Origin of the sequence: Chitinophaga sp., from assembly GCF_035761305.1 — a bacterium.
Classification (GTDB): Bacteria; Bacteroidota; Bacteroidia; order Chitinophagales; family Chitinophagaceae; genus Chitinophaga.
In genome coordinates, this window is sequence record NZ_DASTRI010000256.1 from 49,800 (window position 1) to 70,961 (window position 21,162).

Annotated in this window: 17 protein-coding genes; 12 read left to right on the plus strand and 5 right to left on the minus strand. The window is 49.6% G+C overall.

Going from position 1 to position 21,162, the window contains the following annotated elements:
* Positions 1-37 precede the first annotated feature (37 nt).
* From VFS25_RS21440 to VFS25_RS21470, 7 genes are all read left to right on the plus strand, one after another.
* Positions 38-3,163 (plus strand): TonB-dependent receptor, encoded by a 3,126-nt coding sequence (locus VFS25_RS21440; protein WP_326464227.1) that lies wholly within the window; start codon positions 38-40, stop codon positions 3,161-3,163.
* 19 nt (positions 3,164-3,182) lie between these two features.
* Complete coding sequence (locus tag VFS25_RS21445; protein ID WP_326464228.1) at positions 3,183-4,745, plus strand: RagB/SusD family nutrient uptake outer membrane protein; 1,563 nt, start codon at positions 3,183-3,185, stop codon at positions 4,743-4,745.
* 62 nt (positions 4,746-4,807) lie between these two features.
* Positions 4,808-6,811 (plus strand): alpha-galactosidase, encoded by a 2,004-nt coding sequence (locus VFS25_RS21450; protein WP_326464229.1) that lies wholly within the window; start codon positions 4,808-4,810, stop codon positions 6,809-6,811.
* A 20-nt stretch (positions 6,812-6,831) separates the two neighbouring features.
* A complete protein-coding gene (locus tag VFS25_RS21455; protein ID WP_326464230.1) occupies positions 6,832-9,015 on the plus strand; it encodes an alpha-galactosidase in 2,184 nt (727 codons plus the stop codon).
* Between the two features lie 34 nt (positions 9,016-9,049).
* Positions 9,050-10,072: a GntR family transcriptional regulator gene (locus VFS25_RS21460; RefSeq protein WP_326464231.1), complete on the plus strand. Its 1,023-nt coding sequence runs from the start codon at positions 9,050-9,052 to the stop codon at positions 10,070-10,072.
* Between the two features lie 4 nt (positions 10,073-10,076).
* Positions 10,077-11,675, plus strand: a complete 1,599-nt coding sequence (locus VFS25_RS21465; protein WP_326464232.1) for a solute:sodium symporter family transporter — start codon at positions 10,077-10,079, stop codon at positions 11,673-11,675.
* A gap of 121 nt (positions 11,676-11,796) precedes the next feature.
* Positions 11,797-12,222 (plus strand): SRPBCC family protein, encoded by a 426-nt coding sequence (locus VFS25_RS21470; RefSeq protein ID WP_326464233.1) that lies wholly within the window; start codon positions 11,797-11,799, stop codon positions 12,220-12,222.
* A gap of 69 nt (positions 12,223-12,291) precedes the next feature.
* On the opposite strand, the gene VFS25_RS21475 is transcribed toward VFS25_RS21470, so the two are convergent.
* A complete protein-coding gene (locus VFS25_RS21475; protein ID WP_326464234.1) occupies positions 12,292-13,236 on the minus strand; it encodes an alpha/beta hydrolase family esterase in 945 nt (314 codons plus the stop codon).
* Positions 13,237-13,362: 126 nt separating this feature from the next.
* Between VFS25_RS21475 and VFS25_RS21480 the strand changes: the two genes are divergently transcribed.
* Together VFS25_RS21480 and VFS25_RS21485 are read left to right on the plus strand one after the other, a co-directional pair.
* Entirely contained in the window at positions 13,363-13,935 is a 573-nt protein-coding gene (locus VFS25_RS21480; protein WP_326464235.1) for a pentapeptide repeat-containing protein, read from the plus strand.
* A gap of 28 nt (positions 13,936-13,963) precedes the next feature.
* Entirely contained in the window at positions 13,964-15,526 is a 1,563-nt protein-coding gene (locus VFS25_RS21485) for a carboxylesterase/lipase family protein (protein ID WP_326464236.1), read from the plus strand.
* A gap of 17 nt (positions 15,527-15,543) precedes the next feature.
* On the opposite strand, the gene VFS25_RS21490 is transcribed toward VFS25_RS21485, so the two are convergent.
* Positions 15,544-15,945 (minus strand): helix-turn-helix domain-containing protein, encoded by a 402-nt coding sequence (locus VFS25_RS21490; RefSeq protein WP_326464237.1) that lies wholly within the window; start codon positions 15,943-15,945, stop codon positions 15,544-15,546.
* Between the two features lie 165 nt (positions 15,946-16,110).
* Here VFS25_RS21490 and VFS25_RS21495 point away from each other — a divergent pair, with 165 nt between their 5' ends.
* Complete coding sequence (locus tag VFS25_RS21495; protein ID WP_326464238.1) at positions 16,111-16,617, plus strand: hypothetical protein; 507 nt, start codon at positions 16,111-16,113, stop codon at positions 16,615-16,617.
* A 199-nt stretch (positions 16,618-16,816) separates the two neighbouring features.
* On the plus strand, positions 16,817-17,668 hold the full coding sequence (locus tag VFS25_RS21500) for an NAD(P)-dependent oxidoreductase (protein WP_326464239.1): 852 nt from the start codon (positions 16,817-16,819) through the stop codon (positions 17,666-17,668).
* A 57-nt stretch (positions 17,669-17,725) separates the two neighbouring features.
* Here VFS25_RS21500 and VFS25_RS21505 read toward each other — a convergent pair whose 3' ends face one another.
* Entirely contained in the window at positions 17,726-18,712 is a 987-nt protein-coding gene (locus VFS25_RS21505) for an NAD(P)-dependent oxidoreductase (RefSeq protein WP_326464240.1), read from the minus strand.
* Between the two features lie 368 nt (positions 18,713-19,080).
* On the opposite strand from VFS25_RS21505, the gene VFS25_RS21510 reads away from it, so the two are divergent.
* Positions 19,081-20,250, plus strand: a complete 1,170-nt coding sequence (locus VFS25_RS21510) for an alginate lyase family protein (protein ID WP_326464241.1) — start codon at positions 19,081-19,083, stop codon at positions 20,248-20,250.
* A gap of 58 nt (positions 20,251-20,308) precedes the next feature.
* Here VFS25_RS21510 and VFS25_RS21515 read toward each other — a convergent pair whose 3' ends face one another.
* Positions 20,309-20,953, minus strand: a complete 645-nt coding sequence (locus VFS25_RS21515) for a nucleotidyl transferase AbiEii/AbiGii toxin family protein (RefSeq protein ID WP_326464242.1) — start codon at positions 20,951-20,953, stop codon at positions 20,309-20,311.
* The coding region (locus tag VFS25_RS21520) for a DUF6922 domain-containing protein (protein WP_326464243.1) at positions 20,953-21,162 on the minus strand (210 nt) is incomplete at its 5' end. The genes VFS25_RS21515 and VFS25_RS21520, both read right to left, overlap by 1 nt.

Consider the following 21,162-nt stretch of genomic DNA (forward strand, 5'->3'; position numbering starts at 1 on the left):
CATTAAAAAAGAATCTTTACACTTTATGCTTCACGTTATGCATACAAGAAATGCTTCCAGGAGGCTATGTTTGCTCCTTGCCATCATAGCTATGCTAACCGGCGTTGTGCCCGTTTTTGCCCAGAGTGGCAAGATTTCCGGTAATGTCACCGACACTAAAGGAGAGCCGCTTCCCGGTGTATCGGTGAAGCTAACCGGTACTAAAACCGGTACCGTTACAGACAGCCACGGTGCTTTTTCACTGAATACAGACGGCGCAAACGGCGCGCTGGAGTTCAGCTTTTTAGGTTTTGAAACACAAACGGTGCCCTTCACCGGTTCTGCTCCGCTGAATGTAAAAATGCAGCAGGCCACCGCTAATGTGGATGAAGTAGTGGTGGTAGGCGCCCGCATGAAAAAAACGGACCTTACCGGCGCAGTAGCTACAGTAGACTCTAAAAAATTGCTGCAAAGGCCTGCCACCAATATCAACCAGGCTTTGCAGGGCAATGCTGCCGGTGTTTTTGTGAGCAACGGCACCCGTCCCAGCGACGACGCCACCATCAGGGTGCGCGGCATCAATACCATCAACGCAGGATCTTCCCCTATTTATGTAGTGGATGGCGTGGTAATGGAAAATAACCAGGGCGGGTTTAATTCCATCAACGTAAACGATGTGGCTTCTATACAGGTGCTCAAAGATGCATCTGCAACAGCGCTTTACGGCTCCCGCGGCGCCAACGGCGTAATAGTGATCACCACCAAAAAAGGCCAGCGCAGGGGCGGCGACGGGCTTGTGACCTACGACAGCTGGTTCGGTGTTTCCGACTTTACGCGCATACCTAAAACCATGAATGCACAGGAGCTGTTTGCGCTGCGTACAGATGCCTATGCCAACGGCTATATGAAGGATCATCCGGATGCTGATCGCCAGGACTACATCGATAACACCCTGATGAAAACAAACATTGCCTTCTCCGACCAGGAATTTGATACTTACAACAAGAAACAAAGCTATAACTGGCTGGACCAGGTAACCCGCACCGGCTTACAGCAAAACCATGCTGTGAGCTTTTCCGGCGGATCTGATCGGGGCATATTTTACCTGAGCCTTGGCTATGCAGGCAACAAAGGCGTGGTGGAAAATACCAAACAGAATAAGTATACCGGCCGTTTTAATGCGGAATATAATATTAAGAAATGGCTGAAAGTAGGCACCAACACCGGCTTTACACGTACCAACGACGATATTCCTTCTGACGATGTATACGGCAAGGCCCTGAATGCCAACCCGCTGCTGAATTATGATCCTTATCGTGATCCGGCTACACGCTATACTTACGATTACCTTACTATTTACTACCGCTCACACGGAGAGCAGAATAATAATGACTTCAATCCCTTTAACTCATTGCTTATTCAGCGCAACCGTGCCCGTAACCGCATTACTACCGCCAACTATATAGATATTACACCGATAAAAGGACTGGATATCCGCTCCAGCTATTCACTGGACTATGGCGCACAGGACTGGTTCGAGTTTACGCCGCATAACATCCAGGAAGCAGTGCGCCACTACAACGGCGACTCCCGCGCCAAACATGAAAGGTGGAGCGATACTTACTGGCAATGGGACAATACCATTACTTACAACACCACCATTGCCAATGATCATAAGCTCACTGCCCTGGTAGGTACCAGCGCCAGCAAGCGCCAATCCAATTATACATTGGCGCAGGGCGACCGCTTTGCCAGCGACGAATTATCTTACCACGACCTGGGCGGCGCTGCTGCCGTGGAAAAATCAGTGCTGGGCTCCGACTTCTATGCCTACTCGCTGCTTTCTGTTCTGGGTCGTGTGAACTACACCTACAAAGACAAATACCATTTAACAGCAACAGCGCGTTATGACGGCTCTTCCCGTTTTGCAGAAGGGAACCGCTGGGGCATTTTCCCCTCTATATCCGCTGCCTGGGATGTGACCAGTGAAGATTTTATGAAGAACATATCCCTGTTCAGCCAGTTGAAGCTGCGCGCAGGCTATGGTGTTGTAGGTAACCAGGACATCAGCAACTATGCATTCCAAACCCTGTACGGCTCAAAGATCGATAACGGCAACGCCCTGATCGTGAATGACGGCCGCCGTGGTAACCCGGATATTACATGGGAAAAGCAGAAGCAGAGCAACATTGGACTGGACATGGGTTTGTTCAGATCAAGATTAACCGTTACCGCAGACTTCTTCTATATCAATAACGATAACCTGCTGCTGAACCGTTCCCTGGCTTCCACCTATGGTTACGTACAGCAATGGGAGAATATCGGGCGTGTGAATAACAAGGGTATGGAGTTTTCTGTAACAGGCGACGTTATTCAGAAGAAAGATATCAACTGGTCAGTGTCCGGCAACATCGCCTTTGTAAAGAACAAGGTAACCCGCCTGTACGGCGATGCTACCGAGATATACAATATCAACGAGAATGTGATACAGCGTGAAAACAACATATTCCTGGGCCAGTCGCTGCACGGCATTTACACGCTCGTTTCCGGCGGTATTGCGCAGGAATCTAACCGCAGGGAATGGGAAGGACTGAACTACAACGGTAAAACCGTGAACCCGGGCGATCTCTTTGCCCGTGATATTTCAGGACCCGCCGGTACGCCGGATGGGGTAGTAGACCAGTACGACAAAACCGTGGTGGCTAAAACAGATCCCAAGTTCTATGGCGGCTTTTCCACGGATCTTAACTACAAGGCTTTTGGACTGAACGCAGTGTTCACCTATTCTTATGGCGCTAAAAAGATCAGCAGCTACTACGAAGGCCTGATAAACAGCGTTGGCGAAAGCATGGCTTCTGTAGACCTGCTGAACCGCTGGACACCGGAACATACCAACACGGATATTCCCCGCGTGATTGCCAACACCAGCTATAACCGCTACAACCCGTCAGACCTGGATTATGCCATACAAAATGCATCTTTCCTGCGCCTGTCGGCTCTTACGCTGTCATACAACCTGCCGGAAAAAATGCTCACTGCCTGGAAGCTGAACAACCTGCGCCTGTATGTAACCGGCTCTAACCTGCTTTGTATTACAAAATACAAGGGCATGGACCCGGAAACCGGCGACTATGGTTATCCCCCGGTAAAAATGTATGTATTCGGACTGAATGTAGGTTTCTAAACTTCAACTGCTAATTATTATGCAACGCACTATAATATGGACGCTGGTAGCGGGAATGACAATGTTCACCGCCTCCTGTAGCAAATTTCTCGATGAAAAGAGTATGACAAAGCTGGATGAAAGCCAGGTGTACTCTGATGTAAACCTGGTAGAAACCAGCCTTAAAGGCATTTACGCCAACTGGAAATCTGTTCGTACCGATGAGCAGGGCCTCATTATGATGATGGGCACCGATGAAACCCAGCAGGGCGCTTTCCAGATGAAGAGCGATCCCGCGAAAGGCGGCCTGGACCGGTACGATGGTAACCTGAACTCTACGCTCAACCACATTGCCAACCAGTGGAACATCCGCTGGCCCATTGTGAATGAAGCCGCCCGGATCATTAAAGGCCTTGGCTCCGGCACTGTTACGCCGGACTCGCGCGAAGCAAAGCTGCTGGGCGAAGCCTCCTTTGTACGCGGTTTCCTTGATTTTCAGCTGGCCATGTACTGGGGCGAAATTCCCATCCGCGACCTGGATCGTGAAGCGGAACTGGGTACCCGCCGCCAGCCGCTGAAAGATGTATGGGCTTTCATAATCGCCGATTTGCAACGCGCGGCGGATAATTGCCCCAAAACCAATGACCCGGGCCGCGCTACTTCCGGCGCAGCATGGGCTATGTTAGGCAAGGCGTATATGTCGGCGCCTGAAAGCACCGGCCTGCGCGACTTTACAAAAGCGGCTGCCTGCTTTGAAAAAATGATGGGCGACTATTCCCTGGTGCCTTACCAGGACCTTTGGGACTATAACAAGCCCAATACAGCGGAGTCTATACTGGAATTCCAGTTCAGCCCCATCTATCCCAATAACAATAAGATACAGTTCCAGATAGGCTCGCGCGCCGTGCAGGCCTTCTTTGGCGACGGCTGCTATTATTCCGGTTATGATAAGATCGTGCCTACGCATTATGCTTACTCTTCTGTAGATAGCGGCGGCGTATGGGAATCCGGCGACCAGCGCAGGTGGGAAGCTATCCGCTATGATTTTACCTACTACGGCGAAACACCTACCCTGGACCCGGTACTGTGGGAAGACCTGGGCAACGACTATGACGAGCTGATGCCGCACGTGAAAAAATATGAAGACTTCCGTACAGACAAGCATACGGATAATAAGATCAATAACATGTGGAACTCCGGCAAGAATATACCGGTGCTTCGTTTGGGCGATATTAAGCTTTGCTATGCGGAGTGCCTCAACGAAATGAACCGTACGGGCGATGCCGTTAATGTGGTGAATGAAGTACGCACCCGCGCCTGGGGCGGCACGCTGCCGGCCGACAAGCGCTGGGCCGCCATGTCGCAGGAAGCTTTCCGCACGGCTATTATGGACGAGCGTATGCGCGAGCTGTTTGCGGAAGACTGGCGCCGTATTGACCTGATCCGCACCGGCAAGTACCTGCAGCTGGTTAAGGCCCGTAACAAATGGACGCAGCAATCCAATACCATACAGGATTTCAATACATTGCTGCCCATTCCTGATACGGAACTGAAATTGAACGATGATATTACACCAGCAGATCAGAATCCTGGCTATCACTAATCGTCATTTTTAAAAGAAGCAGGTCCGTTGTCTATTGCAATGGACCTGCTTTTATCATTATTATGAGAAAGATATTAAGAATTGTCCCGCTTGTGATAATAGCGGTGGCCGTGCTTTTACTGGCGGTTGCAGCAAATGCAGCTCCGCCGGCCGGCTGGAAAATTGTGTATGATAAGACAGGCAAAACCCTGCGGCTTACAAGGGCTGCGGGCAATGTGAACCTTCAGCTGTATGCTTCCTATAAATTGAACGGGCAGCTGGTTACCACAAAAGATTACGCACACAATGCGCTGACGGTAAAGCCCCTGAACGATGCATTCGGCAAGGGTTCGCTGGCGCACGTTACTTATCGTGATGAAAAGCTGCCCACATTGGTGCAGTCGTTCTACCAATATCCCGGCAAAGATTACCTGCTCACGGAATTTACGCTTGAAGCGCCTTCGGGCAGCATAGCCTCCAACTACATGGCGCCTGTTAACCTGGAAGATATGACACAAATGCTGGGCAACGGAAACAACCGTGCCCTGTTCATACCTTTTGACAACGACAAATGGATCCGCTTTCAGTCGCACCCGCTGGATTTTACTACCCTTACCAGCTACGAAACCACGGCTGTATTTAATGGCGATACCCGCAAAGGGCTGGTGGTAGGTTCTGTAGAGCACAGCTTCTGGAAGTCGGCCGTTATTATGAGCAAGGCTGCTAATGGAAACGCATACACGCTTACCTGCTACGGCGGTGCTGCAGACTCCACTACCCGTGATTTGTTGCCGCATGGCGCACTGGAAGGGCACATCATCAAATCCCCGAAAGTAATGTTGGGTGTATTCAGCGACTGGCGCACCGGTATGGAAGCCTATGGGGCTGCCAACGCCGTGATTGCGCCGCGCAGGCCCTGGAAAAAGGCCATGCCGGTTGGATGGAACAGCTGGGGCGTATTACAGTTCAAGATCAGCTACGAGAAAGCGCTGGAAGTGTCGGACTTTTTCCATGAAAACCTGCAGCCGCACCATTTTGCAAACCGTGATGGTGAAGTGGTGATTGGCCTGGACTCGGGCTGGGACCGTTTTACCGAAGAGCAGCTGAAAGATTTTGTGCGGCACTGTAAAGCCAATGGCCAGATGGCAGGCATTTACTGGACACCTTTTACAGACTGGGGTAAACACCCGGATGCTGTAATTAAGGAAGCGCCGCAGTATAAATTCAAAGATGTTTACCTGTACGCCCATGGCAAACCCCAGGAGCTGGATGGCGCTTATGCCATTGATCCTACCCACCCGGCCATTGAGCAGCGCATGCAAAAAGTGGCTGCACTCTTTCGCCGCTGCGGCTTCCAGTATGTGAAGGTTGATTTCATGGCGCATGGCGCTATTAATGCAGATAAGTGGTACAATCCCAAAATAAAATCCGGCATTGCCGCCTATAACTATGGCATGCAGCTGCTGGACAAATACTTTGGCGACATGTACATCAACCTTTCCATTGCACCCATTTTCCCCGCGCAGTACGCGCAGTCGCGCCGCATAGCCTGCGATGCATGGAACAAGATCAAAGACACGGAATACACGCTCAATGCAGTTTCCTATGGCTGGTGGATTACCCATATTTACCAGTTCAACGATGCAGATCATGTGGTGCTGCAAAAAGCATCTGAAGGCGAGAACCGCGCGCGTGTAACCTCTGCCGTTATCACCGGCCTGTTTATATCCGGCGACGATTTCAGCAAAAACGGCAGCGAAGAGGGAAAAGCCAAAGCCAAAGAGTTCTTGACCAACGCAGAAGTGAACGCTGCTGCTATGGGCCGCAGCTTCCGCCCGGTAGAAGGAACCGGCGAACGCTCGGAAGACCAGTTCACGTTAACAGATGCGCAGGGCAATACCTACTATGCTGTTTTCAACTATACAGCAAACAGCCGCAGCATGCAGCTGCCGCTGGAAAGGCTGGGACTGAAACCCGGCAGGCATTACCGCGTGCGCGATCTCTGGTCCCATACTGATATTGATGCGGCGCAGGCCATCGGCATTCCCGCAAAAGACGTTCGTTTTTTAAAAATCAGCGCTAAATAAGCTGGCAATAAATCATATCCATGAGGAAGAAGCTATTGACAATTTTGTTTTTCCTGGTTGTTGTAACCCACGCAGCCGTTAAATCGGAAACCATTCACATTGCTACCAATGAAACAGAGCTGGTATTGCAAACCGCGCAGAACGGCTGCCTTTACCAGCTTTACCTGGGACCCCGCCTGTCAGACCCCGGTGAGTACGCCCACCTGGCAGCTACTTTGAAATCGCGCAGCGACGGGCAGGCATGGGAGGCGTACCCTGTGTCCGGTACGGAAACTTTTTTTGAACCGGCATTTGCCATCCGGCATAACGATGGTAACCTGACCACGGTATTACAGTACGTTTCACATAATGTGCAGAAAGTATCAGATGATGTTACGGAAACGGTTATCACATTGAAAGACGCTTTGTACCCCGTGCAGGTGAAGCTCTGCTACCGCACCTTTGCAAAAGATAATATCATTGAGTCGTGGACGGAGATCAGCCACCATGAAAAGCGGCCGGTGAGCATCAGCCGTTATGCATCGTCTATGCTGTACTGGAAACGCGCCCGCTACTTCCTCACGGAGTTTAGCGGCGACTGGGCTAAGGAAGCGAGCATGAGTACTGCGCCGCTGAACTTTGGCAAAAAAGTGATTGACTCAAAATTGGGATCCAGGGCCGACCTGCATGTATCGCCTTTCTTCACCGTAGGCCTGGGCGAAGCGCCCCGTGAAAATGACGGCCAGGTACTAATGGGCACCCTGGCCTGGACCGGCAACTTCCGCTTTACATTTGAAGTGGATAATGAAAACAACCTGCGGGTGATCTCGGGCATCAATCCTTATGCTTCTGACTATACGTTAGATCCCGGAAAGGTATTTACCACGCCAGCCTTTATCTTTACGTTGAGCAACAGCGGCACTGGAAAAGGCAGCCGCGACCTGCACCGGTGGGCGCGTAATTACCAGCTTAAGGACGGGCAGGGCGACCGGCTAACCCTGCTTAACAACTGGGAATCTACAGGGTTTGATTTCAATGAGCAGAAGCTGGACTCACTGATCACAGAAGCCAAATACCTGGGTGTTGATATGTTCCTGCTGGATGACGGATGGTTTGGCAACAAATACCCCCGCCGCAACGATACCCAGGGCCTGGGCGACTGGCAGCCTACCACCGGCAAGCTGCCTAACGGCGTGCCCGCGCTGGTAAAAGCGGCCAGCCGTAACAATGTAAAATTCGGCATCTGGATAGAGCCGGAAATGGTGAATCCCAAAAGTGAGCTTTTTGAAAAGCACCCCGACTGGGTGATTATGCTGCCCAACCGCGAGCGCTATTATTACCGTAACCAGCTGGTGCTGGACCTGAGCAATCCTGCAGTACAGGACCACGTTTTTAACGTGGTGGATCATTTAATGACCGAAAACCCGCAGCTGGCCTACCTGAAGTGGGATTGCAACAGCCCCATAACCAATATTTACTCGCCTTACCTGAAAGAGCGGCAAAATAACCTGTACGTGGATTATGTGCGGGGGCTGTATAAAGTGCTGGACCGCATTAAGGCTAAATATCCAAACCTGCCCATGATGCTTTGCTCCGGCGGAGGCGGCCGCACAGATTATGAAGGATTGCGTTACTTCACTGAATTCTGGTGCAGCGATAACACCGACCCCGTGGAGCGTTTGTTTATTCAATGGGGCTATTCGCAGTTTTTCCCTTCCAAAGCCATGGCAGCGCACGTAACCAGCTGGAATCATGATGCCAGCATTAAATTCAGGGTGGATGTGGCCATGCAATGCAAGCTGGGTTTCGACATCAATGTGAAGGAATTAAGCGCCCGGGAGCAAACTTTTTGCAGATCGGCAGTGGCTACCTATAATCGGGTGAAAAATATTAATTTCAATGGCGATCTATACCGGCTTGTTTCCCCGTATGAAGGTAATCATACTGCAGTTATGTACGTGAGCAGATCGCGCCGGCAGGCGGTTTTATACGCGTATGATATTTACCCCCGTTTTGGAGAGAACCTTTTGCCGGTGCAGTGCCAGGGGCTGGACCCGCAGGGAAAGTACCGCGTCAGGGAAATCAATCTCATGCCGGGCGACAATGCCGCTGAAGCGTTTAGCGGCAAGGTTTATTCCGGGGATTACCTGATGAAAGTAGGGCTCGATGTTTTTACTACTGCCAAATTACATAGCCGTATATTGGAGCTGGAAGCGGTAGAATAACAGGGAGGCAACCAAGGACAAATTACATGCAGGAATGAAAGCAATTCTTGAAAAGATACAGGAGCTGGATGATGTACCTTCTTACTCAAAGCATGAGCGTTTTGTGGAAGGCATCGTTAATGCTATTAATGAGAAGCTTGTTTGCGTGGGCGATCCCCTGCCTTCTGTGAACGCCATGATCTCCGGCCTGGGATATGCCCGTGAAACGGTGATCAAGGGTTACCGCGAGCTGCAAAGCCGCGGCCTTATTGAGTCCAAGAACCGCCTGGGCTACTATGTTGCAGATGACAATACCCGGCAGTCGCTCAAAGTAGCATTGCTTATGTACACCATTGATACTTTCCAGGAGCAGTTTTACCGCAGCTTCCGTAACGAGCTGGGAGATAATGTGCACCTGGATGTTTTCTTCCATCACGGTAATATAGAGGTGTTTGAAACCATGTTCTCCCTGGTGAAGAACCGCCATTACGGTATGTATGTGATTTCCCCCATTCACCATCCCCGCACCAGGCAGCTGCTGAATACTGTACCGCGCCAGAAGCTGCTGATATTTGACCGTTATGAACCGCTGGAAGGGGATGATTTCAACTATGTAGTACAGGAGTTTGAAAAATCATCCTACGCGGTTTTTGAGCAGCTGGCAAATGAGATCAGGGAATATGACCGGATGATATTTTTTCACAACCCCGACTCCCTGTTCCCACCCGAGATTGTGCGTTCCTTTCAGCGGTTCATTCAAAAGTACCGCATTAAAGGCAAGGTGCTGCGGGAATATGAGCCAGGCTCCGTTGAGAAGGGAGTGGTGTACTATGTGAATGAGAATGCAGAGCTGTGGAATCTTTTACGGGATTGCGCGGCAAAAAAAATAAAACCAGGCAAGGACATTGGCATCCTTTCACACAATGACGAGCCGGTGAAAGAGCTCGTAGGCAATGGTATTACTACCTATTCCGTCAGCTTCAGCGATATGGGCAAGCGGGCAGCCCGTGCAATCCTTGACCGGGAGCCGGTGCATGAGGTGCTGCCCACGAAGCTGATCAGACGTAACTCGCTGTGACCATATGAATGTTGGCGCCTTACTAAGCTTTTTGCTGGTTACCGTGGCGGTAGCACTAATCTCCTGGTACAAAACCCGGAAGGAGAACCTGCAAACTGCCGCCGGCCTGTTTTTCGCCAACCGCAACCTGGGGTTCCTGGTAGTAGGCGGCGCGCTGTTCTTTACAAACATCAGCGCAGTGCAGTTCGTTGGCGAGAACGAGCTGGTATATACGAATAACATGAGCGTAATGGCCTGGGGTATGTCATCCATACTGGCTATGCTACTGGTGTCTGAGTTTATTATGCCGGTGTATTTACGCAGCGGCATATCCACTACCCCTGATTTTCTCGAAGAACGTTATGATACCGGCACTAAGCGTTTTGTGTCGGTGATTTTCCTGGTCAGTTATATTATGAACATGCTGCCATCTGTGCTATACAGCGGCGCTGTTACCTTTAATGGCCTGTTCCGTGTATCAGAAACCCTGCACATTAGTTATTGGTCAACCATCTGGATGCTGGTATGGTTCATTGGGCTTATCGGCTGCCTGTACACGGTGCTGGGAGGACTGAAGGCCGTGGCTATTTCAGATACCGTACTGGGAATGGGAATGTTTGCCGGCGGCATATTGCTGCCTTATGCTGCGCTGAAATACCTGGGCCATGGCTCTGTAAGCACCGGTCTTGATGTGCTGCTGGCGGCCCGGAGAGATCATTTCAATTCCATTGGCGGCCCGCATGACGCAGTACCATTCTCTACCATTTTTACCGGTATGTTACTGGTGAACCTGTACTATTGGGGCACCGAGCAATATATTGTGCAGCAGGCGCTGGCCTCCCGCAACCTGGCCGAAAGCCAGAAGGGTATTGCAGTAGCCTGCCTGGGCAAAATAATATCGCCATTGCTCCTGAACATTCCCGGTTTAATTGCCGTGCAGCTGTACCCCCACCTGCAAAACACGGTAGAAGTATTTCCAAAAATTGTAAACGATGTTTGCTCTCCCATACTTACCGGCTTTATAGCAGCTATCACCTTTGGCGCAGCGCTTACCACTTTCAATGCAGGCCTTAACAGTACCAGCACCCTGTTTGTGCTGAACCTGTACAAGCCATTCAAAGCATGGCGCCAGGCGCCGGTAAGCGAACGCCAGCTGATACGGGCAAGCAAATGGTTTGAAATACTGGTTTGTGTAGTGGCAATGGTTATTGCGCCCTTTATTGCCTTTGCACAGCAGGGACTGTACACCTACCTGCAAATGGTGAGCGGCCTTTTCAGCGTACCTATTTTTACAATCCTCATCGTAGGGCTGCTGCATAAACGCATGCCGGCTATTGCCGCAAAAATCGGGCTCACGTTTTTTATTGTTACTTATTCTGTTTCACAGCTGCTGGTAGATACCGGCACGCATTTCCTGCATGTACTGGCTGTTTTATTTGTGCTCACAGTATTGCTGATGCTGATAGTAGGCGCCCTGTACCCCCGCAGGGAGCCGTTTGTACAGCAATGGAATAATGTGGTAGACCTGCAGCCCTGGAAAAGGCGGCACCTGTACACCGTGCTGCTGCTACTGGCTATGGTAGCCTTGTTTGTGGCTTTTTCGCCGTTAGGCCTGGCGGAATAAATAAACGATGGCTTGCAAAATCCCCCTCTTAAAAGTCGTATTTACGTATCACACATGTTGCTGAATTGTCGGATGTTTGCATCATAAACAAAACACTTTCACCCATAAACCTTAAAAGAAAATGGAAACACAAAAGAAAACTGTTATTACAATAGGCGCTACTGTAAATGCCCCGGTTGAAAAAATATGGGAATATTGGTCCAAACCCGAGCATATCATGAAATGGAACGCCGCATCAGACGACTGGCATACCCCCCGGGCAGAGAATGATTTACGTACAGGCGGTACTTTCTCCTCCAGGATGGAAGCAAAAGACGGCAGCTGGGGATTTGACTTTGGCGGCGTATATGACAATGTGGTAACGCATGAACGCATCAGCTATACTATGGGTGACGGCCGCAAAGTAGACGTGATTTTTACACCCCAGGGCAACAGCACTAAAATAGAAGAAAGCTTTGAAGCGGAAGAAACCAATCCCGTTGAAATGCAGCGTACCGGCTGGCAGTCAATACTGGATAATTTCAAGAAGTATACAGAAGCTAACTGAGCATAACCCCGCCTAATTCATTGCAAAAGGAAGCTGCATATTATCGTGCAGCTTTTTTTTTAGCCCTTGTTATTGCAGTCCCGCAAAAAACTCCCATATAATAGCAGGGGCGTCTACATCTTTATTGATATGTCCCATGATAGGAATTGTAATGTGAAAATTACGGTTGGGAATGGTGTGGCCGCCATCGAGAATGTTTACAAAGCTTACCTGCCTGCGGGTAACCGGGGAATAATAATCTGTTTTATACGCGGTGGCCTGCCGGCCTGTTTGCGGTGGCGGATAAGCAGTGGTAGCGGCAGCCTCCGTGCTGCATCCACTTACCCCCAGCCAGTATTGCAGCGTAGCATTGGTGCTCATTACATCGCCGTAGTTCTTACCGTTCAGTATAATAGTGCCGCCGTTAAATGGATTAATAGGATCTTTCTGGCCATTCATCAACAGCAGGGAAACCGGCCCGCGCGCGTCCGCACAATCATCCGTAACCTCTACGGGTATACTGGCGCTGATCACTGCAAAGCCTTTGAACCATTGCGGCTGCTGCCTGGCCAGCTTCATCACCATTTGTCCGCCGTTTGAAAAACCTGCTGCATACACTTCCTGCGTATTTACCTGGTAACGGCTGCTGAAATAATCAATGATCTGCCTTGTGAACTCAATATCATCCAGGTGCAGCCGCCTGGCCGCATAAGGCGCCTGCCTGCCGCAGTCGTTCCAGTTATTTTTATATCCTTGTGGGTATACGATAATGGTATGCTGCTCACGATCGGCCAGCTCATCAAATTCGTGGCCGGTGAGTATTTGCATCAGCGGCGCCACCATGCCCGTACCATGGTACAGGATAATAAGCCTGGGATGGGGAGAAAGCTTTTTAGGTACATGGTAAACAAATTTACGGTTCAGGCCATCCAGTTGAATAACCCCGCTTTTAAGCGGGTGTACAATGTTCCAGCGGTATATGTATAAAAGGCCGGTAGCCAGCAGCAGGAGCAATATAACTAAGCCGGTGATCATTTCTTGTTGTTTTGGTTGTGCCGGCCGCCGTTTAGGCGTGCCTGTGCGACAAATCTCCAATGAAGTTAACTTATTTTCAGTCTATCCCGCCTTTCTTGGTATCTTTAAGTATAAGCCAGCAAAACAATGGAGCCGCCTTTAATAACAGACCAAACCTTTGAGCAGCGCAATTTTTCAGCCAGCCCGCTCGAAACCGGCGAATATGAAAACTGTCAGTTCATCAGCTGCGACTTTTCCAACTCGTCCCTTTCCGGCATAAAATTCCTGGATTGCGACTTTACCGGCTGTAACCTTAGCCTGGCCAGCCTGAAAAACACTGCCTTCCGGGATATTGTTTTTAAAGATTGTAAAATGCTGGGACTACGCTTTGATGAATGTAATAAGTTTGGGCTGGAGCTCAGGTTTGACAATTGTTTGCTGCATCATGCATCATTCTTTGAAGTAAAGCTGAAAAGCACGCTTTTCAGGAACACGCAGCTGCAGGAAGCCGATTTTACCGGGGCTGATCTTACAAATGCTGTTTTCGACAGCTGCGATCTTACCAGGGCTGTTTTTGAAAACACCCTGCTGGAAAAAACAGATTTCCGCACTGCCTTCAATTACACTATTGACCCGGAAATGAACCGGCTGAAGAAAGCCCGTTTTTCGCTCCCAGGTATAGCCGGGCTTTTAACCAGGTACGATATTGAGATCGAGTAACCACTTATGATATTAATACACAATCGTTATGAAAATCTATTACCCATCTGTTTGTTTTTCGGTGTGGCTGCTTTCACTTATGGTTTGTGCCTTTAAGGCAGATGTACATGTTGCAGGTGATTTTGACAAGGTAAAAGTAGAAGGCGGTTATATAAGCGGCACAGTAGATGCGGCCGGCGATATGCATGTTTTTAAAGGCATTCCCTTTGCTGCAAAGCCGGTGGGTGAGCTGCGCTGGAAAGCGCCGCAGCCGGTAACTCCATGGAACGGCGTAAAGGTGTGCGAACGGTTCGGCCCCAGCCCCATGCAAAATAAACCCGTACCGTTCAGCATGTGGTCAAAGGAGTTTTTGATCCCCGAACAACCCATCAGTGAAGATTGCCTGTACCTGAATGTATGGACCGGCGCCAAAAGCAGCTCAGAAAAGCGCCCGGTACTGGTATGGATATATGGGGGCGGATTTGTGAGCGGCGGCAGCGCGGTGCCTATTTACGACGGAGCGGCCATGGCTAAAAAAGGGATCGTGTTTGTGAGCGCTAACTATCGTGTAGGCATTTTTGGCTTTTTTGCGCATCCCGCATTAACAAAAGAATCGCGGGAGCATGCTTCCGGCAACTACGGCCTGCTTGACCAGGTAGCTGCATTGAAATGGGTGCATAAGAACATTGAAAAGTTTGGCGGCGATCCCGGAAATGTAACCATAGCAGGGCAGTCGGCCGGTTCCATGAGCGTGAACTGCCTGGTAGCATCGCCGCTGGCCAAAGGGTTGTTTCAACGGGCTATTGCGGAAAGCGGCGCCAGCTTCACCAACGACTATACGCCGTTACAACGCGCAGAGGGAGAAGGTGAGCGCCTGATGCAGTCGTTGCATATAGAAAATATCAGCGGACTGCGCGCGCTGCCGGCCACGGAGCTGCTGAAAAAAACATACAGCTTCCGGGGCCCGGTAATTGACGGCTACGTGCTGCCCGATGCGATTGCAAACATATTCAGGCAACACCGGGAAAATAAGGTCGATTTGCTTACCGGTTGGAATGAGGATGAGGGGCTTTTATTCAACCCTGTTAAAAGCGCCGCAGGATTTAAGAAAGAAGCTGCTGACCGCTATGGTGCGGATGCTGCTGCTTTTTTACGGTTTTATCCCGCAACCAACGACTCTGTAGCTGCTATTTCGCAGCTGAAGCTGTCGCGCGATATAATATTCGGCGTGCAGAATTATACCTGGGCTAACATGCAAAGCAGGCAGGGAGGTAAAGTGTATGTATACCGGTTTACCCGCAAGCCGCCGGCTACAGGCGGCTATGTAAAATACGGCGCGTTTCATACTGCCGAAGTGCCGTATGCATACGGCAACCTGCAGTTTGTGCAGCGCCCCTGGGAGCAGGCAGACTATGAGCTGGAAAAAACGATGTTAGCCTATTGGGCCAATTTTGCACGTACCGGCAATCCTAACGGGCCGGGGTTACCGGCATGGCAGCCTTATAATCCCGGCAGCCGGCAGATAATGATACTGGGCAAAAGCACTACGCCTGGTATAATGACAGATTATGCACAGCTTGACCTTCTTTATAAGAAGCTAAGCAGCAACTAATGCTGTATAAGCAGGCGTTAACCCATTCCCGGGAAATTTTTCAGGTTCCGGCGAAAGACTTTGGCATTTTCTTTACTGTCCTCCGTTGCCCATACCGCCATGGCATATAATACAGGTTTTAAACCCATACCCGATTTGGTAAGGCTGTAGGTAACATGCGGCGGTACTACCGGCATGGCCTTGCGGAGCACCAGTTTATCGGCCTCCAGCTGCTTCAGCTGCTGAATCAGCACTTTTTCTGTAATGGCGGGAACGGCTTTCCGTAGATCGCTGTATCGTTTACTGCCTGATAGCAGCTGGAACAGGATAATGGGTTTCCAGTAGCCGCCTATCTTTTCCATAACATATGTTACGGGACATTCTTCAAACGCCGCCTTTTTGTTTTCCTGTATGGTGGAGCGCTCTTTCACTTTCGTCATGGTTACATACTTTAGGGTAAGTACTAGTATAAAAGTAAGTATAAATCTAATTTTACAGCATTAAAATCCAAACAGCAATTATGAACATTATTATTACAGGATCGCTTGGTAATATAGGCCGGCCACTTACCCGGGCACTGGCAGCAAAAGGCCACCGGGTAACAGTTGCTGAACACGTTAAAAGATACACATGTGCTGCACCTGCGTCCAGGGATGTTTTATACCAACTTCCTGGGGGCCATTCCCCTGGTAAAGCACCAGCATATTATCGGCAATAACTTTGATGCAGGAGTGAATATGGTGCTGTCACATCCCGCCGACATTGCAGCGGCGGCAACGGAAGCGCTGAATGCATGCGCCTTTACAGGCAGGCAGGTACGCTATGTAGCAGGTGATGAAAAGAATGGCGCTGAAATAGCGGCTGCGCTGGGCCAGGCTATAGGTAAGCCGGAGCTGCGCTGGATAAGTTTTCCGGACGAAGCTATGTTGCAGGCCATGCTGCAGAACGGGTTAACGGAAGAAATGGCCCGGGTATATGTAATAGAAATCGGGATAGCCATAAGGGAAGGTATTTTATTTGATGATTACCACAAACACCGGCAGCAGGCTTTTGGTACGGTACGGCTGGAAACTTTTGCACAGGAGTTTGCGGCAGTGTACAATAAAAACTAAGCCCGGTACAGGCTACCTGCAGTGTGTAACAGGCACCCCTATACGCAGCGTATTATGTATTTCCGCAACCTGGTCGGTATATTGCAGGAGCGCTTCAATCTCGGCCGGCATCGGCCTCTATATCGGCGGTATAAATATACCAACCAGGAGCTACCTATGCTCTGAACTATTTGTTATCTTTATTTCAAATAGAAAAACAATGGTAGCATTCTTAGGCATGGGGCTTTTAGGAGCCAATTTTGTTAGGGCGATGATAAAGAAGGGCGCCCAGGTGCAGGTTTGGAACAGAACTGCATCCAAAGCAACCGCGCTTGAAGCGGAAGGCGCAAAGGCATTTGCAGACGCAGCCGATGCTGTGCGGGGCGCGGATATTATACACCTTGCGGTGAAGGACGATGCCGCCGTGAATGAGGTGCTGGCGAAGGCCAGCGGAGGTTTAAAACCCGGCGCCGTTATCGTAGACCATACCACCACTTCTGCAGAAGGCGCCATACAGCGAACAAAGGAATGGAAGGAGCGCGGTTTTACTTACCTGCATGCACCGGTATTTATGGGCCCGCAAAATGCGCTGGAAAGTACCGGGTATATGCTGGTGTCCGGCAACCAGGAGGTGATCGGCAAGCTGGAGCCTGCCTTATCCAAAATGACCGGCAAGGTGATCAACTTTGGACCGGAAGAAGGAAGGGCCGCTGCGATGAAGCTGCTTGGCAATCTTTTCCTGGTAAGCTTTACCGCAGGTATTGCAGATACACTTTCTTTGGCTAAAGCATTGCAGGTGCCGTTAAGTGATATATTTACCCTGTTCGACTCCTGGAATCCCGCGGCCATGCTACCTGCCCGGCTAAAACGCATATCAGGCGGCAAATACGACCAGCCATCCTGGGAGCTGAACATGGCCAGGAAAGATACCGGCCTTTTCATGGAAGCAGCAGCAAAAGGCGGCGCCCACTTAGCCGTAATACCCGCCATTGCCAAAGAAATGGACCGCTGGATTGAGAAAGGGCACGGCAACGACGACTGGACCGTAATTGGTAAAGACGCCGTTTCATAAGGGATATAACATTGCAGTATAAACGAAAGCCGCACTTAACAGGTGCGGCTTTTATTTTTAATGTTGTACCGGGTACGGACCTTCGGAAAAAGTGGTAGCATGATAGCCTTTGCTGCCTATGATCCTGGCCAGGGAACTGCGCAGGTCATCTGTTGTTTTGAGGCGTTCCATCAGCGAATGAAAATCGTGTTTGGGTTGCCATTCCAATGCTGCACGCGCTTTTTTATTTACATATACACGGTCTATACCGGGGTGCATACGCCAGCCCCGCTGTGCATATAGGGCGGCATAGCCGGGCACGTACTGCTCCACTACCTGCGGGGCATTATTGCGGAGCGCCGGCATGTCGTGTGGCTGGAATGGCGTGGTAGCGCTGATGATGAATTTGTCAAATCCAATGTGCCCGGCACGGCTGGCGGCGGCAATGTGCGCGCTCACAGCATCTTCAATATCCACGCGGCGGAACAGGTATTCATTGGCTTTGAGGTTGGCATCCGCATAAGCTTCGCGCATGCCTTTATTATCATCTTCTTCAGGGAAAAACCGGGAGGTGCGTAATACCAGGCAGGGTAGTTGGTAATTGCGGTAAAACAGCTGGCAAAGATCTTCTGCCGCTGCTTTGGTAACCCCGTAAATATTTTTGGGCGCCGGTGTAACCGTTTCCGTTATCCAGGCGGCAGGTTCGCCTGCAGGCGGCACCAGGGCATCGCCAAACACGCTGGTAGTGCTGGTAAAAAGAAAGCGCTCCACACCCGCAGCAAGGGCCTCCTGTAGCAGAGTGAGGGTGCCGGTAATATTGGTGTCAATAAATTGCTGCATGCTATGGGTGCCAACATGGGGCTTATGCAGCGTTGCGGTATGGAAAACGGTTTTAACTCCCTGCATACATTGCTTTACAAGCGCACGGTCAGTTATAGAGCCGGTATGGGTAGTGAAAGGTGTGGCCAGTATATCCAGGCTTATTACTTCATAGTTTAAATCCAGCAGGGTGCGTACCAATGCTTCGCCCAGGTGGCCGGCGCTTCCGGTAACTAAAACTTTCATAACTACAATAACAGATAAGAGGTTGTTAGATAAAAAGCCTGTAAGATAAAAAAATAATTCAGGCCTTCTTTTAAATGTGGTTATACAGCAGCCGGAAACACGTTGTTGACTGATTTTCATTTAACCGCGTAATTCAGCAGTTATTTTTGATATTATCTATTAACAAACGATTGCAAATAAATATTTTTGTAAATATTAAACAGGTTTATTAACTTAGAGAAAATTACGAGCGCACTTGTAAAGTTCCACGACCGCAGAAAAATTGTACTGAATAACAGCCACTGATATTGCAGCGTCCTATCTGTATGTAATCATTCTTTATAACCAAAACCAATTCTTCTAACCAACACAAATCCCTCTTTTTTCTTATGAAGCAACACATGAATTCCCGTTTGCGCAGCATTCCCTTATTGCTGTCGGTAGCAGCTGTGTTTAGCTGTTCCAAGCCGGGAGCCCACGTCAGCAACCAGGCAGTTGATAAAATGGATGTAAGCCCGGTGGCAGCCGCTGCGCCGGCCATTACATCGTTTGTACATCCCGGCGTGTTAAACACACAAACCAGCCTGGATTACATTGGCGGGCAGGCTAATGGCGGCGATGCAGGCCGCCTGGCATCTTACCAGAAAGTGCTGGACTTCTGTAACAGCCATTCGGTGCCCACCTCCTTTTATGCCACGGTAGTAGTAGGTTCCAACGGCGCTACCTCTCCCTCCAAAAGCCAGATCCGCAGCAATGCGGAACTAGCCTATGCATTGGCATTAAGGTGGGCAAAAACCGGTACAGATACCTATGCCAAACAGGCCATCCAGATACTGAACGGCTGGTCTTACACCTTTCAGAAGTACGCGCTCTTAAATTCCAGCACCAACCCTAACCAACCTGCCCTGGAAGCATCGTGGACCACCCCCAGCTTTGTAGCAGCAGCGGAAATACTGCGTTACTACAAACCTTTTGGCAGGTCTTCCGGCTGGTCTGCCGCCGACATTAACCAATTCAATAACTACCTGAATAACGTAAAGAACAATTACATCAATAAGTGCCCGGTTTACAACAACAACTGGAACGCATCTGCTGCTTATGCAAAAATGGCTATCGGCATTTTCCTGAACAGCACAACGGTATTCCAGAATGGCTATAACGACCTGGTAAAATACCTGCCGGTCATTATTAAATCAGATGGTTCTATACCGGAGCTGTGCGACCGCCAGGACTGTGTGCACTTCCAATACTCCTTAACTGCGTTTGCCTATGCAGCGGAGCTGGCGAGAATACAGGGCGATAACGGCATCTGGACATACAGCTCCAACCTTATCAGCAAAGGGTACGATTTTATGCGGGCTGCCTACAACGGCAGCACCGGCTGTAACTACTGTACTACTTCCAGTCCTGTGTTTCCCGGAACAGAGGTGGCTTATAGCTACTATAAAACCGGCAACCTGGGTTATTTAAGAGGCCTGCAGGATCCGCTGGGTGTACCCAACGACAATACTTTCCTGGGCTTTACCACCTATACGCATTACAACGTTCCAGGGTTGTAACCATAACCATGCATAGATTAATACGCAGCCTTACAGTAGCAATACTGTAGGGCTTTTTTTATAGAAGAGATTTTATGATTTCAAGCTTAATGATCTCCCAGTGTTTGCCCCGTAGGCAAATAGGTTCAAAATCATCGTCTGCCATAGTGAAATCTTTTAAGTTAGCACGGATCTGTGCTGTATTATGGTTGTAGAAATACCGTTGCCGGTGAATACCAATCATCTTTTGAACAGTATATTGTTCCATGATCTCGTGCAAATCCCAGAAATCTTTTTTACGGCCTCCACGTTGTATCAAATCTATTTTCATAGCTATAATATCTTCCAGGGCAGCCATACGTATATGGTCAACAACCATTTCGGGATATATAAATGGGTCAGTATAATACAGATCCAGCTTAACAGCCGCAGCTTCAGTAGCGCCAATAAAGTAGGAACGCCCCATGCCAAGGGGAATGGATAGAGGGGTACTTACATAAACGAAATGCCGGCGCAGATAGCAGTCTATTTCATCAAAGTTAATAGTATCATAAGGAGCGTCGGTAAACAGGTCTATATCTACAGAAATACGGTGGCCAAGCTGTAAGCTAAGTGCGGTACCGCCCACCAGGTGGAAAGGAAGGAACAGGTTGTTTTCCATTAATTGCATGAGCAACGCTTTCAATGGAGGGGTAACCGTTTCCCAATGTAAAGTATCCGGCATTAGCTGCTTGCTTTTTTATTTTTTAATACATGGTTAATTGCATCTTGTCCGTAAAAGCGGGTTATTTCCTTTTTTTCACGATCATTGCCGCGTTCAAAAACCCGTTGTATAATGGCGCGTTTCTGTTGCTGCCAGTTTATTTTATCAATGCTGGTGTCCCAGAACAGTGCAGGCCGTAGTTTAGAAATATCGGGTTGCAACGCGGCCTG

Excerpts from the sequence above, each read along its gene's own strand:
- VFS25_RS21440 (WP_326464227.1), top strand. The coding sequence starts at position 38 with ATGCATACAAGAAATGCTTCCAGGAGGCTATGTTTGCTCCTTGCCATC.
- VFS25_RS21445 (WP_326464228.1), top strand. The coding sequence starts at position 3,183 with ATGCAACGCACTATAATATGGACGCTGGTAGCGGGAATGACAATGTTC.
- VFS25_RS21450 (WP_326464229.1), top strand. The coding sequence starts at position 4,808 with ATGAGAAAGATATTAAGAATTGTCCCGCTTGTGATAATAGCGGTGGCC.
- VFS25_RS21455 (WP_326464230.1), top strand. The coding sequence starts at position 6,832 with ATGAGGAAGAAGCTATTGACAATTTTGTTTTTCCTGGTTGTTGTAACC.
- VFS25_RS21460 (WP_326464231.1), top strand. The coding sequence starts at position 9,050 with ATGAAAGCAATTCTTGAAAAGATACAGGAGCTGGATGATGTACCTTCT.
- VFS25_RS21465 (WP_326464232.1), top strand. The coding sequence starts at position 10,077 with ATGAATGTTGGCGCCTTACTAAGCTTTTTGCTGGTTACCGTGGCGGTA.
- VFS25_RS21470 (WP_326464233.1), top strand. The coding sequence starts at position 11,797 with ATGGAAACACAAAAGAAAACTGTTATTACAATAGGCGCTACTGTAAAT.
- VFS25_RS21475 (WP_326464234.1), bottom strand. The coding sequence starts at position 13,236 with ATGATCACCGGCTTAGTTATATTGCTCCTGCTGCTGGCTACCGGCCTT.
- VFS25_RS21480 (WP_326464235.1), top strand. The coding sequence starts at position 13,363 with ATGGAGCCGCCTTTAATAACAGACCAAACCTTTGAGCAGCGCAATTTT.
- VFS25_RS21485 (WP_326464236.1), top strand. The coding sequence starts at position 13,964 with ATGAAAATCTATTACCCATCTGTTTGTTTTTCGGTGTGGCTGCTTTCA.
- VFS25_RS21490 (WP_326464237.1), bottom strand. The coding sequence starts at position 15,945 with ATGACGAAAGTGAAAGAGCGCTCCACCATACAGGAAAACAAAAAGGCG.
- VFS25_RS21500 (WP_326464239.1), top strand. The coding sequence starts at position 16,817 with ATGGTAGCATTCTTAGGCATGGGGCTTTTAGGAGCCAATTTTGTTAGG.
- VFS25_RS21505 (WP_326464240.1), bottom strand. The coding sequence starts at position 18,712 with ATGAAAGTTTTAGTTACCGGAAGCGCCGGCCACCTGGGCGAAGCATTG.
- VFS25_RS21510 (WP_326464241.1), top strand. The coding sequence starts at position 19,081 with ATGAAGCAACACATGAATTCCCGTTTGCGCAGCATTCCCTTATTGCTG.
- VFS25_RS21515 (WP_326464242.1), bottom strand. The coding sequence starts at position 20,953 with ATGCCGGATACTTTACATTGGGAAACGGTTACCCCTCCATTGAAAGCG.